Annotated in this window: 15 protein-coding genes; 7 read left to right on the forward strand and 8 right to left on the reverse strand. The window is 38.9% G+C overall.

What is annotated here, in order from left to right; all coding sequences use genetic code 11:
• Positions 1-6 precede the first annotated feature (6 nt).
• On the reverse strand, positions 7-927 hold the full coding sequence (locus tag MHH37_RS16665; RefSeq protein WP_008405321.1) for an ABC transporter permease: 921 nt from the start codon (positions 925-927) through the stop codon (positions 7-9).
• Positions 928-936: 9 nt separating this feature from the next.
• The gene (locus MHH37_RS16670; RefSeq protein ID WP_342573868.1) at positions 937-1,830 is read right to left on the reverse strand and encodes an ABC transporter permease subunit; all 894 of its coding nucleotides are present in this window, start codon (positions 1,828-1,830) and stop codon (positions 937-939) included.
• Positions 1,831-2,019: 189 nt separating this feature from the next.
• On the opposite strand from MHH37_RS16670, the gene MHH37_RS16675 reads away from it, so the two are divergent.
• From MHH37_RS16675 to MHH37_RS16690, 4 genes are read left to right on the forward strand one after another with little or no spacing between them, the layout of a single operon-like run.
• The gene (locus tag MHH37_RS16675) at positions 2,020-3,576 is read left to right on the forward strand and encodes a glutathione ABC transporter substrate-binding protein (RefSeq protein WP_342573869.1); all 1,557 of its coding nucleotides are present in this window, start codon (positions 2,020-2,022) and stop codon (positions 3,574-3,576) included.
• A gap of 25 nt (positions 3,577-3,601) precedes the next feature.
• Complete coding sequence (locus MHH37_RS16680) at positions 3,602-4,843, forward strand: amidohydrolase (protein WP_342573870.1); 1,242 nt, start codon at positions 3,602-3,604, stop codon at positions 4,841-4,843.
• Entirely contained in the window at positions 4,840-6,066 is a 1,227-nt protein-coding gene (locus tag MHH37_RS16685; RefSeq protein WP_342573871.1) for an amidohydrolase, read from the forward strand. Before MHH37_RS16680 ends, MHH37_RS16685 begins: the two co-directional genes overlap by 4 nt.
• The gene (locus MHH37_RS16690; protein ID WP_342573872.1) at positions 6,063-6,956 is read left to right on the forward strand and encodes a DMT family transporter; all 894 of its coding nucleotides are present in this window, start codon (positions 6,063-6,065) and stop codon (positions 6,954-6,956) included. The genes MHH37_RS16685 and MHH37_RS16690 overlap by 4 nt, the downstream gene beginning before the upstream one ends.
• A 430-nt stretch (positions 6,957-7,386) precedes the next feature.
• On the opposite strand, the gene MHH37_RS16695 is transcribed toward MHH37_RS16690, so the two are convergent.
• The 5 genes from MHH37_RS16695 to MHH37_RS16715 all read right to left on the reverse strand — a co-directional run bounded on the left by MHH37_RS16695 (position 7,387) and on the right by MHH37_RS16715 (position 11,549).
• Positions 7,387-8,310 carry an MBL fold metallo-hydrolase gene (locus MHH37_RS16695; RefSeq protein WP_342573874.1) on the reverse strand — a complete coding sequence of 308 codons (924 nt, stop codon included), beginning with the start codon at positions 8,308-8,310 and terminating at the stop codon, positions 7,387-7,389.
• A gap of 27 nt (positions 8,311-8,337) precedes the next feature.
• Positions 8,338-8,676, reverse strand: a complete 339-nt coding sequence (locus MHH37_RS16700; protein WP_008405329.1) for a hypothetical protein — start codon at positions 8,674-8,676, stop codon at positions 8,338-8,340.
• Positions 8,677-8,702: 26 nt separating this feature from the next.
• The gene (locus MHH37_RS16705; protein ID WP_342573878.1) at positions 8,703-9,002 is read right to left on the reverse strand and encodes a hypothetical protein; all 300 of its coding nucleotides are present in this window, start codon (positions 9,000-9,002) and stop codon (positions 8,703-8,705) included.
• Between the two features lie 395 nt (positions 9,003-9,397).
• A complete protein-coding gene (locus tag MHH37_RS16710; RefSeq protein WP_342573880.1) occupies positions 9,398-10,972 on the reverse strand; it encodes a histidine kinase N-terminal 7TM domain-containing protein in 1,575 nt (524 codons plus the stop codon).
• Positions 10,973-11,150: 178 nt separating this feature from the next.
• Positions 11,151-11,549 carry an MFS transporter permease gene (locus MHH37_RS16715; protein ID WP_342573882.1) on the reverse strand — a complete coding sequence of 133 codons (399 nt, stop codon included), beginning with the start codon at positions 11,547-11,549 and terminating at the stop codon, positions 11,151-11,153.
• Between the two features lie 319 nt (positions 11,550-11,868).
• Here MHH37_RS16715 and MHH37_RS16720 point away from each other — a divergent pair, with 319 nt between their 5' ends.
• From MHH37_RS16720 to MHH37_RS16730, 3 genes are all read left to right on the forward strand, one after another.
• Positions 11,869-12,717: an alpha/beta hydrolase gene (locus tag MHH37_RS16720; protein WP_342573883.1), complete on the forward strand. Its 849-nt coding sequence runs from the start codon at positions 11,869-11,871 to the stop codon at positions 12,715-12,717.
• Positions 12,718-12,775: 58 nt separating this feature from the next.
• Complete coding sequence (locus MHH37_RS16725; protein WP_342573884.1) at positions 12,776-13,897, forward strand: PP2C family protein-serine/threonine phosphatase; 1,122 nt, start codon at positions 12,776-12,778, stop codon at positions 13,895-13,897.
• A 167-nt stretch (positions 13,898-14,064) separates the two neighbouring features.
• The gene (locus MHH37_RS16730) at positions 14,065-14,415 is read left to right on the forward strand and encodes a hypothetical protein (RefSeq protein ID WP_342573885.1); all 351 of its coding nucleotides are present in this window, start codon (positions 14,065-14,067) and stop codon (positions 14,413-14,415) included.
• A 151-nt stretch (positions 14,416-14,566) separates the two neighbouring features.
• Here MHH37_RS16730 and MHH37_RS16735 read toward each other — a convergent pair whose 3' ends face one another.
• Positions 14,567-15,001, reverse strand: coding sequence for an NUDIX domain-containing protein (locus MHH37_RS16735; protein ID WP_342573886.1), 435 nt, complete (start codon positions 14,999-15,001; stop codon positions 14,567-14,569).
• Positions 15,002-15,105: the final 104 nt, after the last annotated feature.

Consider the following 15,105-nt stretch of genomic DNA (forward strand, 5'->3'; position numbering starts at 1 on the left):
CCCTCCCTAATTCAGATCAATCCGTTTATTAAAGACTTTATATAAAATATCTACAAATAAATTTACGAAAACGAAAATCATGGAAGCAACTAAAACCCCGCCCTGAACCATTGGTAAATCACGTGTTCGAATCGCATCCACAATCATCCGGCCTAATCCATTTACAGCAAACACTGATTCTATCAAAACCGTTCCGCCTAACAGACTACCAAATTGTAAACCAACTACTGTAATCACCGGGATTAACGCATTTCGTAATGCATGTTTGAAAATAATCATATAACCTTTCAATCCTTTAGCTTTCGCCGTACGGATAAAGTCCTGATTGATTACTTCCAGCATGCTAGATCTTGTCATACGCGCAACAATAGCAGCTCCCCCGGCTCCCAACGTAATTGCGGGTAAAATAATATGCATCGGACTATCCCAACCGGCTACTGGCAGCCACCCTAAATTAATCGAGAACGAGTACATTAGTAAAATCCCTAAGAAAAAGCTCGGTAGTGAAATTCCTAATAAAGCAATAATCGTTACACCGAAATCCATCCATGAATACGGTCGAATCGCAGAAATGATTCCTGCCCCCAGACCGAGTACAATGGTAATTAAAATACTGTATACGGCCAGCTCAATCGTAATAGGTAAACGAACGATTATTTCATCCAGCACTTGATTGCCGTTTTTGATGGAGTGACCTAAGTCGCCTTGTACTACACCTTTAATATATTCCCAATATTGAATATGCAAAGGCAGATTTAAACCTAAGTTTTCACGAAGCTCTTCAATTGTTTCCTGTGAGGCCCCTTCACCAGCCAATACGATAGCGGAATCCCCCGGCACCATCTGCATAATTAAAAATACCACGAGTGTCACGCCGAAAATGACAGGCACAATCTGAACAAGTCTTTTTAAAATAAATAACGTCATTGAAATCCCCTACCCTTTCATCCGTGGATCAAGTGCGTCTCTTAACCCATCGCCCAATAGATTCAAACCTAACACCAGCATGGAGATCATTAAGCCCGGAAATAGCGCAATATGCGGCGCATTAAATAGGAAATCCCGCCCTGTCGATAACATCGCCCCCCACTCAGGTGACGGTGGCTGTGCACCTAAACCTAAGAAAGAAAGACCCGCAGCCGATAAAATCGCTGTTGCCAATCTCATAGACGCCTGAATAATAATCGGGGATAAAATATTCGGCAAAATGTGCCTTACTATAATGATCAAGTCATTTGCACCCAATGTTCTAACTGCATCAATATATTCCAGCTTTTTTACTTCCATTGTGGATCCGCGCACAATTCGCGCAAACATCGGTACAGAGAAAAAACCTACAGCTAGCGTTACATTAATGAGGCTTGTCCCTAAAGCACTCACAATCGCCAGAGCCAATAAAATACCCGGGAAGGCAAGCATCACATCAATAATACGGCTAATAATCGAATCAATTATGCCGCCATAATACCCTGCAACTAATCCTAGAATAATTCCTACAGACCCTCCGAACACTACCGCGAAAATACCAACACCCATTGTTAAATACGCACCGGATAAAATCCTGCTTAATATATCCCTTCCTTTATCATCCGTTCCCATGAGATGGTCCATGCTTGGTGACTGCAATTTATTTGCCAAATCTATCTCATATGGATCATAGGGGGCCAGCCACGGTCCCAAAAGTAATATAATAGCGTAGACGATTAAAATCCCTAACCCTACCATTGCAGTTTTGTTCTTTTTCAGTTTGCTCCATAATTTTCCGCTTTTATTTTTTTTGGCTTTAATAACCGGTTCATTCAGTTTAACCGTATTAACATTATTCTCCATTTAATCTCTCCTACAACTTTATTTTGAATGTGTTCCAAATGTAAAAAATAAAGAGGGCAAAGTAAATATGAAAAAACTAACTTATCAGAAAATTTAAAATACAAGTAATAGAATTGAAAATATCTCTTGTTATTGTTTTATATAATGCATAATAGGTTAACCGAAATAATTATTGGAGGGATCAAACATATGAAGAAAATGAAGTATATGTTTACACTATTATTATTTGTACTCATATTACAAGCCTGTTCAACAACTGATAATACGAATACAAGCAAGGGAGAAAACAACAATTCAAAAGCCGGAGAAGAACTGATTATATTACGGGCATCTGATGCGACAAGCTTAGATCCGCATTTCATTACAGATATTCCATCAGCGAATATCATTCACGGTAAAGTTTACGAAACACTTATCGCTTTCGACAAAGACCGGAATTTCCAGCCTTTACTAGCAAAATCGTGGGAGCAGGTAGACGATACGACATGGACTTTCGAATTAAACGAAGGAATTAAATTCCATGATGGCACTGATTTTAATGCAGAAGCTGTGAAAACAACATTTGACCGATTATTTGATCCTGCAACAGGTTCACCACAAAAAGATAAGTTAAGCATGATTACGGAAGTTATTGTAAATGATACGTATTCAGTTTCAATGAAGTTAGCATCACCATATGCCGGATTACTATCAATTTTAGCAAGTAATGAAGGCAGTATTATTAGTCCAAAAGCGATAGCTGAAAGTGGCGATAAATTAAAAACAGCACCTGTTGGAACTGGACCATTTGTCTTTAAAAGCTGGACTTCTGGACAATCTATCGAGCTTGAAACAAATCAGGACTATTGGGGCAATGTGCCGGCATTCAACAAGCTGACATTTAAAATCGTACCTGAGGATGCAACACGTATCGCTATGGTTGAAAACGGCGAAGCGCATATTTCAGATCAGATTCCTGTAACAGATTTAGCCCGCATTGAAAGTTCAGACTCCATTTCTTTATACCGTACAGAAGGTCTGGCAGTAGAATATATCGGCTTCAATGTCCAAGATCCATTCCTATCAGATGTGAAAGTACGTCAAGCTATCAGCTATGCTGTTGACCGTGAGTCCATTATCAGCGGTATTTATGAAAATGTGGGGACATTAGCCAACTCTGCAATGAGCCCGATGGTAATCGGCTATTCTGAAAATGTAAAAGGCTACGATTACAATTTGGGAGAAGCGAAAAAACTATTGGCTGAAGCTGGTGTAAAAGAAGGAACGACTGTAAAAATTTTAACGAGCGACCGTAAAGAGCGTATTAATATGGCCGAGGTTATTCAATCCCAATTAAAAGGTATTGGCTTGAAGGCGGAAATTCAAGTGATGGAGTACGGTGCATACATTCAGGAAATTTCCAATAAACAACATCAAATGTTTATCGGCGGCTGGGGGAATGCAACTGGTGATGGCGACTATAACCAGTACAATCTATTCCATACTGCTTCACAAGGTGCGCCTGGCAACCATTTCTACTATTCTAATCCGACTGTCGATCAATTAATTGAAGATGCACGTGCAGAAAGTGATTTGGAAACACGTGAGAAGATTTATGAAGAGGCACTAAAAATAGAATTAGAAGAAGCTGTTTACATTCCCGTTCGTAACTACGAACATTTAGCGGTAGTAAGCGATAAAGTCAAAGGATTTTGGTTAGATGCATCGAACTACGCTATGGTCCGCGATGTAAAGGTATCACAATAAACCCGAAAGGAAGGAATCCTTTAACATGAATCTATTAATTAAAAACGCAAAATTAGAAACCGGTTATATTTTCGAAGCCGATATAGTAACAGGTACGAAAACAGAGAATTTCGACATCCTCATTAAGGATGGTCAAATCACAGCGATTGAAAAGGAAATTTCAGAACCATTTATAGAGACGATCCAAGCAAATGGGAAGCTTCTGTTGCCTTCGTTTAGAGAAATGCATATTCATATCGACAAAACTTACTTTGGCGGTGAATGGATTGCCCCAACACCTATTACAGAAGGCATCTTTACACGCATTAAAGAAGAAATTGCGCTATTGCCTTTACAATTGCCAGTAGCAAAAGAACGCGCAGTCAAAATGGTTGAGCATTTGATTGCACAAGGTCATACACATATTCGCAGCCATTGTAATGTCGACCCTCAAATTGGGGTTGAGCATATTAAAATCACAAAAGAAGTTCTTGACTCTTTTGCAGACAAAATCACGTATGATATCGTCGCTTTCCCGCAACATGGATTATTGCGCTCAAATGTAGAACCTTTAATGAGAGAAGCGATGGAACTTGGAGCAACACATGTCGGTGGTGTAGACCCTGCAATTGTGGATCGTGAAACACGCCGTTCTTTGGAGTTGATCGTTGAAATTGCGCAAACTTACAACAAGCATATTGATATTCATTTACATGACCGAGATTTGCTCGGCGCGTTGGAAATCCATACATTAATCGATATTATCGAAGAACACAACTTTAAAAATGAAGTTACAATCAGCCATGCGATTGCGCTGTCGGATTTGGATGAAGGACAATTAGCACCACTTGTCACTCGAATGGCTGCTTTGGGCATCGATGTTACTTCCACGATTCCGATTGGGCAAAACCGTTCCACTATCCCGGTCAAGTATTTATATGATAACGGAGTTAAAGTGTCAGTCGGTCATGATAGTCTGACAGATCACTGGTCGCCTTTTGGTTCTGGTGATACGATTCATAAACTGAATACACTGGCTGAGCGCTTTAAATATATTGATGAGCGTTCATTAGGACAAACCTGGAAATATGCCGCAAACGGACTGACACCTTTAGATTGGGACGGCCAACAAATCTGGCCGAAGCTCGGGGACGCAGCAAACTTCCTTTTAGTAGATGGCTCCAGCAGTGCGCACGTTGTAGCTAGACGCTGTACTATTACAAACGTTATTTCCAAAGGAAAAATAATCCACAGCAACACAACTGTTTTGGAAGGAGAATTCCGATGAATCAATGGCTTAAAAATGTACGTTTAGAAACCGGTGAAATTGTCCACAGTAACAACCGTATTGAAACGACTACAGAATTATTCCATCTTGAGATTTCTCACGATGGGCATATTGTCGACATTGTCCAAGCAACAGCGCCAGTCAATGCCTCGAATGGTATCGATTTAGAAGGCCAATTAGCGCTTCCTATTTTTAAAGAAATGCATAACCATTTGGATAAAACGTACTTATCTTTAGACTGGAAAGCTTGCCGACCAGTAAAAAACTTGAAAGAACGCCTGCACTATGAAGCACAAGAACTTGAATTGCTAAGCGAATCAATTGAACAGCGCGCTTCTGCAATGATCGAAAAAATTATCGCAAATGGTGTGAACCATATTCGTACACATATTAATGTAGACCCTTATATTGGCTTAAAAAATCTGGAGGGGGTTGTAAAGGCATTAAAAAAATACAAAGACTTCGTTACTGCTGATATCATTGCATTTCCCCAACACGGATTGATGCGGGATGACGTTCCAGATCTTCTGCGAAAAGCGCTTGAAAATGGCGCGACAATGCTTGGTGGATTGGATCCGGGGGGCATTGATGGAGACATCGAAAACTCCCTTCGCCTAACAATGCAAATCGCCGAAGAATACGGGGTAGATGTAGACATTCATCTACATGACAGCGGGTATTTAGGCTATTATACAATTGATAAATGGATCGATCTAATCGAGGAACATAACTTTGGACACCGTACCGATTTCAGCCATGCTTTCAGTTTAGGCGATGTGAGTGTACCTGAACAGATTGCGATTGCTAAACGATTAAAGAAACACGATATTCGCATTATGTCTACGGTGCCATTTAATTTAGGGCGAGTGATCCCGCCAATTGACTTATTAACAGAACACGGAGTGGAAGTGCACTTTGGCTTCGATGGTTTCTACGATTCATGGAGCCCATACGGATCTGGTGATATTTTGGAGAAGGCAAATATTTTTGCGGATGTAACGCGAAAAATTGATGAGCGCGGACTACGCAAATCATTAGGATATATTACAAACCATATCACGCCTTTAAATGCACAAGGTCAACAACAGTGGCCAAAAATCGGCGATGAGGCAAGCTTTGTTTTTGTCCCTGTAAGCTGCAGCGCGGAGGCAGTAGCCCGTTTACCAAAACAACGCACCGTCATGAATAAAGGTAAGCTATTTAACTCACTCATCACCACATGATCAGAACATACTTTATCCTGTTAATTTGCGTTAGTTTATGGGCTTCTAACTTTATTATTGCGAGCGTTCTAGTTGAGTACGTAAATTCTTTGACGATTACTATAATCCGGCTCGTTTGCATCGTACTTTTTTTAGTGCTCATAGGCTATCGGCAAATACAATTGAAACTGCCTACCGTAAAATTATGGCTGCTCTTAATGTTTGCAGCCTTGCTGGGCGTCAGTATTAACCATTATTCTTTTTTCAAAAGCATGGAAACTACTACTCCGATTGTCGCAGCATATATTTTAGCGCTGACACCTATTACGACAGGTATCTTGAATAAGATGCTCTTTAAAGAAAAGAAACCGCGCTCCTTTTGGTTGGGCTCTGTACTCTCTTTCATCGGTGTCATCATTATCGTTTCTTTTAAAGGAGAGATTCATTTCACCTTTGGTACCGGCGAACTTTTTAGTGTTTTAACGATGGTGAGTTTTGCAGGATTTCTAGTATGCCTGCAAGTATTGAGCAAAGATATGAACAGTCTCACCCTTACGTTCAGCACAGTTTTTTTCGGGCTGCTCTTTCTTCTTCCATTTTCATCCATTCCGCAATTAACCGAAATCCGGAATGTTGAATCGCCCATCCTTGTCTTACTGGTCGTATCGGCTATTTTAATACATGGGCTAAGTAATTTAGTGTGGAATAAAGAAATGCCGAAAGTCGGGGCATCTGTTGGAGCACTTTTCTTAAATCTGGAACCGTTAATTACGATAGCCTTGTCTTTCATTTTCCTTGGCGATGGCATTTCGGCTGTACAGATTATCGGTAGTGTCTTTGTATTATGCGGCATTGCTGTTTCGTTGAACTTTTTTAACATGCAGCGCTCTTTCAGGAACAGTATGAATTGAGGAGGAGGCGTGTATTAATTGGCTAGTCTCTGCCTTAATAACCGCCGCTCAATAAAAGCCTTAAGTAGAAATTCCATTAAATAAGTATTTAATCTTTATTAAGAAACGGATATTTTATAAAATTGATTGGAATGGAGGGCAACTCCTGCGGGAATAGCGTGATGCCTGAGACTACAGGCTCAGGCCACGCCCGCGGAAAGCGTCCCGAAATGGAAATCAATTTTTAAGCTCATCAAAAAATTGCCATTTTTCTCTCAGAGAACAATGGCAATTTTGGGTTATGTCCCACCCTCTTTTCAAGGTTTATGAAGAATATATCTGAGTTATAGGTATCCTTATGCACTTGTATCAATACAAGAGGAAATCTTATTTATTGTCCATTTCCAGGTCATTTGAATTTGCATATTCCAACCGCTTTATTACTTCTCCTTCAGCCTCTAAACGTCTCCCCAATCGCCATCGTTTTCAACTCCACATTTGCCAAAGCCGCCTGCTGCCAATGAAAATGCAGCCGGTCAATCGCTTCCTTTGGCGTCTCATCTGCCAGCATATACGCACCGTAATGCATCGGGATAAACACTTGCGCCCCTACATCACAAAACGCCTGGATTGCTTCTTCCGGTGTCACGTGGGAGGCATGCATAAACCATTCCGGCTCATATGCACCGATTGGCATTAGCGCTGTATGTATGTTGAAGCGTTCCCCAATATCTTTGAAGCCCCGAAAATACCCGCTGTCTCCGGCGTAATAAATGCTTTGCGCATCTGACGCCGTTTGCAGTACAAATCCGCCCCAATGCGATGTATTCGTATCCCAAAGCATGCGTCTCGTCCAATGCTGAGCGGGTACGAAATGAATTTCAAGCAGGCCCGCCTCATGCTTGTCATACCACGAAAGCTCGATAAAGTTTGGCAATTTATGACGCTTCATCAAATAACCGAGCCCTTCCGGAATGAGAAACAATACATTCGGGTTTCGTTTCTTCAACAACTTTAACGTCGGTACGTGCAGGTGATCGTAATGCGCATGCGAGATAAGTACGATATCAATTTCGGGCAGCTCATCTAACCGTAATCCCGGCTCGGTTAACCGTTTCGCCACACCCATCCAATATGCCCAAACCGGGTCTGTTAAAATATTGAGCCCTTCTTTTTGAATCAAAAAAGTCGAGTGGCCAATCCAAGTAACGGACTGCTCTGTACGGTTACTTTTTAGGAACGCAATCTGCTTTTCTTCACACTGCGGCACTTCGTAATCGATCAATTTCTTTTGCTTTGACCGCTGCCATTTCAGCACATCTTTAAATGTCCCGAGCCGATCAATTTGATCTAAATTGGAAAAGCGTTTTCTCATCGCAGCACTCTCCTACTTCTTAAAAGCTTAATGATACAAATTCCTACGCAAATTGCCCTGCTTTGGTTTCATTGCAAACTTTGCAAAAAAGTAAACAAAAAAACTAATCAAAGTTGCAAGGTTAGTGAAGCTGTTAGATAAAGTTGAAGTGATATATAAACCGCTCACAATATTTAAAGTGAAAAATACGAGAATTCCAAATAACGCAGCTGTCATCACAATATTTTTTCTTGCCATTTGTTTTCGAAACATCGGACTGCCCACAATGTGTTCGCTGCTCCTTGTTTCTTTAACTTGTTTGACTAAAGCATAAAATAAACCTGCAATAATAATACAAACTACTGCATATCCAATTATTTCATCCATTTGCTACCTCCGACTCTTTGCTCATGTTACGAGTAAAACTCTTTTAGCTTTTCAGGCAATGTTTTATGCATAATATATCCTGCTAAACCCAATCCAATCAAAATCAATACAATTTCTAATATGTTAGCTATCCAATCGATCTGTATGGCGTCTGTAAAATGGGAACCACACATAATGACGAATATCGCTACAGCCCATGCTACTAAAAATCCGCCGCCACCTTGTAACCACTCTTTTTTTGATAGCTGTTTAAAAATCTCTCTGTTTTTATAAAATTTCACAATTAAAAATAACCATAGTAAGCCACTTAAGATCCATCCTACCATGCCAATCCCTCACTTTTGGAAAGTTAATTTTGATTCTTTAAATTTCCCAAACTTTAAAATCGATATTAAATTTACGGTGAATAAAAACAAAAATAGGATAAAGGAAATCCCCGCAAGCCATTTAGCAACGATTGATGGTGGGTTCATAATAAGCTGTATATTTTTAACTAAGAAACCTGCACATATGATTTGAACTAAGATTAAGCTCATTCTTATAGAAATCAGCTTTGAATGTCCATGGACCATATCCAACCTCCCATAAAACGTATAGCTATTATTTTACTATGCTAACATATTCTCCTAAGTCTAGGTAGTATGGATCCAAGCTCATAAATCGCGCACGTCCCACCAATATAAAAAACCAGCATGAACTTTTCCATGCCGGTTCAAACTCATCATTTAACTACTCCCTCACTCGACACATACACTTTCACGCAGTTGCGTCCTTCTTCCTTCGCCGTATATAAAGCCGTATCTGCTTTATGCAACAGCTGATACAGTGTTTCTGTTGGCCAATCCACCACTTCCGCGACACCAATACTTAGCGTAGCCGAAATTTTTCCCGCTTCTGTCATAAGCATCGCCTTCTCAACAGCACTCCGAAGTTGGTCGGCTAATGTTACACCCTCCGCTTCTTCAGATCCCTTCAGTGCAATGACGAACTCTTCCCCGCCGTAACGAGCAAAGAAATGCCCTTCCTGCAATTGTGTTTGGCAAACCTTCACGACATGTACGAGCAGTTGGTCCCCAACATGATGCCCATACGTATCATTCACTCGTTTAAAATAATCGATATCCATCAAGAGAACCGTAAATGGCAAACCTGTTTCTCTAGCTGCCTCAAAATCCTGTTCACATTGCTGTAAAAATGCGCGCCGATTATAAATCTTTGTGAGCTCATCATAGTAAGCCTGCTGCTCCAATTTTTCCTGCAGTCTTTTGATCTCGGTAATATCCGTAAAAACTAACAACAACCCTTTTCTATTTCTCGCTTGATCTAATGAAGTAATCCGGACTTGATAAATCCGTTCTGCCCCTTCAGAACATAGCTTTATTTCTTGGGTGGCGACTCCATCGGCTATTAATTTGAATGGCAGGGCCTCCCCTGTCTGATCCTTCCAAAAATTCACGAAGTTATTGCCGAACATTGATTTGTTCAAATTCGGCATCATCGCTTTTGATGCTTGATTGAACTCGATGAGACGGTTCGATTCATCCAGTACGATGGCACCATCATTGATACTATTATAGATGGTATCTTTCGCAATCGGCATAATCCGAAACAGCGCTGATGAGTTAATCGCCCATAAATATAATAATGAAGAAAGCCATAAAATCATCGGTACCGGATCAACTCCCGCCGGTGTGAGTCCGTTCAAATAAAGAAAAGCCGTCACCATCGGAACTAGCTGACCAAACATTAACGCGATCAATTGTGGACGGTATGGCTTCGACGTTTCCTTCCAATGAGAGAGCAACAGTAAAAAGGCGACAAACATGCTGGAAAACGTGTATACACCGTGCACCATATACCACATGCCGATTTCCTGGTAAACGAATGGTGCTCCTAAATTCGGGTCCAGCTCAAATATGCGATAGTGAAGATGATGCCAGTGATTTGTCGCTACCATAATAATTGTAATAAACGGAATGAGAAGTATGAGCATGCTTCTTCTAAACGACAGCTTAAATCCTAAATAGCTCATGACATACAATAAGCCTAATGTTGCTGACGTTGGCATCCCAATGTAGAGAATAGTGTTCCAGAAACTGATTTGCTCGAGCGACGTCGAAATTAAAGTCATGCCTGTAGCAAAACAGTAGATACTAATGGCTGCTGTGTAAAAAATAAAATAATTTGCGATATTCGTATATTTATGACGTTTGCTAAAGGCATAGAGACATAAGTACAAATTCAATACGCCTGACGTACAAACAAGCGTAATATACATGGTCAATTGCGAACCCATTATTGGTTTACCCTCTCTTAATTAACACTTTTTCCTTATAATGTAGCACATTATAAAAAATAAATGGATATTTTATTGATATAATAATTGTAGAATTAGGGGCTTTCGTACCAAGATAAGGAAATTTCTTCCTGTCCTTTAACGACTTGAATTTGCACCCAACTTTATGGGCGTTAATTTAATTGCATTTTTTCAACACGCGAGCTACATGAATACGTTTGCCAATAATGCCATATACAATTGTCATCAATACAACACTTGCGACCATCACTGAAATACTAGGGACAATAAACGCTTTACTCATGGAGAAAATAACTTCTGTACGGAACCAGCTTTGGAACGGTATACCAAGACCTAAAAGTACAGCGAAGAATCCGATTTTCACCAAAATATGCTTCCCTTTCATTTTACCAATCATCGCATTAATCATTAAACGTAATAACGCCAACCCTGATCCAACAAAAAAGAATGTTACTAAATATCCTTTCACCGCTTCATCTAAAATAAGTGCTTTCCCCAAAAATCCGATTAATATAATACTAGCAATTGCCATTAATAGTTTTGATAATTTACTCATTGTTTGCTTCCTCCTCAAAATTGAACACACTGTTCATTTCTATGATTAAATTGTAAGACGAATGGGTGGATGAAGCAATGCACAAAATTGAACACATTGTTTATTTTTCATTAAATTTCTCTCACTACTTCTATTTTCAAATGAAGTACTCAAAATATAAATTCATAGATTACTACTATAAAATAGTCATATTCCTTTACTTATATCCTAATTTCATACAGAATGATTGTTAATTAGGAAGTTAACATGATGCTTAAAAATGTTTAAACATATATAAATCAAAATGTTATAAGTGACCATTTGAAGGGAGGGCTATTTCATGAGTCAAAATACGTTTAAACGTAATAACGTACATATTCGAGGTAAAGGTAAAAAGCCTATAATATTCGCTGCTGGATTTGGTTGCGACCAAACGGTATGGAATGATGTTTTTCCTGCTTTTGAAGAGGATTATCATGTGATTTTATTTGATTATGTCGGGTTTGGAAATTCAGATATTACCGCTTTTGACCTTATTAAATATGGTGAACTGTCCGGTTATGTGCAGGATCTTTTAGATGTTTGTGAGACGCTCGATTTAAAGGAAGCTATTTTTGTCGGTCACTCGGTAAGCAGTATGATTGGTTTATTGGCTTCGTTATCGAAACCGGAGTATTTCTCACAACTGATCATGATCGCTCCATCGCCAAGTTATATAAATGATCCCCCTGAGTATTACGGGGGTTTTGAAATGAAAGACTTGCTCAGCTTAATGGATTTGATGGAAAAAAATTATATCGGTTGGGCCAATGCTTTCTCGATTACATTATTGAACAACACAGCAAATGCAGATGTGGCAAAAGATTTGGAAGATCGCTTCTGTTCAACCGATCCTTTATTTGCCAATACTTTTGCAAAAGCTTGTTTTTTTACTGATAATCGTCAAGATATTACGAAAGCTACGGTACCTTCCCTTATTTTGCAATGCTCGGAAGACGTCATTGCGCCAAGGGTAGTTGGCGAGTACTTACATGCGAATATGCCTAACAGTACGATTGCCTATATGGATGCAATCGGTCACTGTCCACATATGAGCGACCCAGAGGAAACAATTCAATTGATTAAAAATTACTTATTGGAGCATTCTATGCCCCTTATCGGTGAGGGCGTGGGAAATTTAAATGAATGAACTTATAGAAAACGCTCCGTGCGGTTTCATCACTTTATCTTCAGAAGGTGAAATTCTTATGATAAATAAGACGTTGCTAAATTGGCTGGACTATCCATCATCTGAGCACTTTATGGGAAATCATTTTAATATGCTATTATCTCCTTCCTCTCAGATTTTTTGTCAGCTTTATTTAGTCCCACTGATTAAAGTGAAGCATACTGTAGAGGAAATGTTTCTGACATTACATACCGTAATGAAAGAGGAAATTCCTATATTATTAAATGCATCTTTCCACGATAATCATCAGTTAACCTGTGTCATCTTTCCGATCCGTAATCGCAGTGCATTGGAAGATGCGCTCATCAACGCCAGAAAGATGACCGAAGATGCTTACTTAGAAAAAGAACTGGCTCTTTTAGAATTGGAAAGAAAGCAACAGGATCTCTTGCAGGCTAATCAAATCAACACGAAAATCATGCGCGAAACTGAGCGTGATTTACAGATTGCCAAAAAAATTCAGGAAACCGCATTAACGAAAGACATCACCAATGACAATATTGAGATTCTCTCTTATTACCGTGCTTCCAAATCATTATCAGGCGATATTTTTGGATTTTATCAAGTAACCCCACAAAAATACGCGATTATTTTATTGGATGTTATGGGGCATGGGGTTTCATCGGCCTTAATTACGATGTCGCTTCAATCGATGTTCCAGAAGTTAATATCACGGGAAGCAGCGCCTGAAAGCGTATTGCAGGAGCTGGACCAATACTTGCACGATTTATTTCAAAACAACCAGGATGCATGGCATTACTGTACAGCAATCTATTTAAATATCGATATCAGCACACAGACGATTGAATATATTAATGGAGGCCACCCTCCTGCCATCCTACAGGAAGAAAATGGTGCACAGCATGAGCTAGGTGCAACCAATCCGCCATTAGGAACATTTGAAAATATACTTTTTAAATCGAGAACATTGCACTATGAACGCGGGACAAGAATTCTTTTGTATACTGATGGGGTTTCGGAAGCATTTGAGTTAAACACTTTAAATCATTTATTGAACGAATCCATCTCCAGTCCATTAGCACAGACAAAAGAGATCATACAGAGCGCACTCGAAAACAAGGAAACGATTTATAGTAAATATAATAACGATGACCAATGTTTTATATTGGTTGAGTTATGATTGAAAAACAGTGAGAGAGGCTTCCCACTGTTTTTTTCATTTTCCTATTATCTCCCCTATCGTTCCCCGTATTAAATACATCATGTAGCATTTTCGAAAGCAGCAATCAGAATGAAGGATAATAACAATACGTGTCCGAAGTATTAAACATATGGAGGTGCTTAGGTATGAAGCAATTCATTTTAATATTAAGTCTAATTTTGTTAACAGCTTGTTCAAATGAAACACATTCTATTTACGGTGAAATAAAATCTATTGAAGCAGATCACATCAATATTGAATGTTCAGATTTAGTTAGAAAATTAGATAAGAGCAAAGATGATATCGGTTATTCTTGTGCTATTAAAATAACCGACGAAACGATGATTAAAACTCAAGCTGGCGATGCATTAACATTTGAGGAATTAGCTGAAAATAACGAGGTTTCAGTATATATGGAAGAGCCAATAACATTAAGCGCCGTTTCTGAAAGGCTAACATTCAAAGCTAAAGAAATAACGGTATTCGTAAACAAGTAATAAAAGCTTAGAAGTTTTTATTTTTAGGTGTTAATAAACCCCTTATTCGATCGAATAAGGGGTTTTGGTTCCTATCATCGGGAATATGATTGTATTAAAATGTGATTAAAGTGGCATTGAGGAATGTTTTATGTATAAAGTTTTATATTAATTAGGCAATATTTAAATACTGTTTTATTAAGTATAAATGATGTTCATGGAAAAGATGCTTTTCTAAATAATTGAATTCGACCCAACGCATTGTTTCTTTTTCAATCGGTTCAGCTACCTTTTCTAGTAGTTCACAAACGTAAAGTATTCCAATATTATGTTGAGAATCTTTGGGATATTTTTCTGAAACCCAATGTCTTTCCGCTTTACCTATAACTTCAACGATTTGGATTTCATGACCTGTTTCTTCAATACTTTCTCTTAATAATGCAAGGTCAGGAGATTCTTTTTCTTCTATGCCTCCCCCAACCAAAAATAAATTTCCGTCCATATCTTCTACACATAAAAATTGTCGATGGTCATTTTGAATAACAGCATATGCTCCAGTTCTTTTCGAATAATTCAAATCATAATTACGCTTCCCAAAACTTTTCATATATACCCTCCAAATTGGCATTTAAGGTAAATATTATAACATTAAATTCATTATCAAAGAATCGATTGGTACCATTTCATAATATATCTGATGTTAAAAAAATA

This window comes from Solibacillus sp. FSL K6-1781, from assembly GCF_038630735.1.
GTDB lineage: Bacteria > Bacillota > Bacilli > Bacillales_A > Planococcaceae > Solibacillus > Solibacillus silvestris.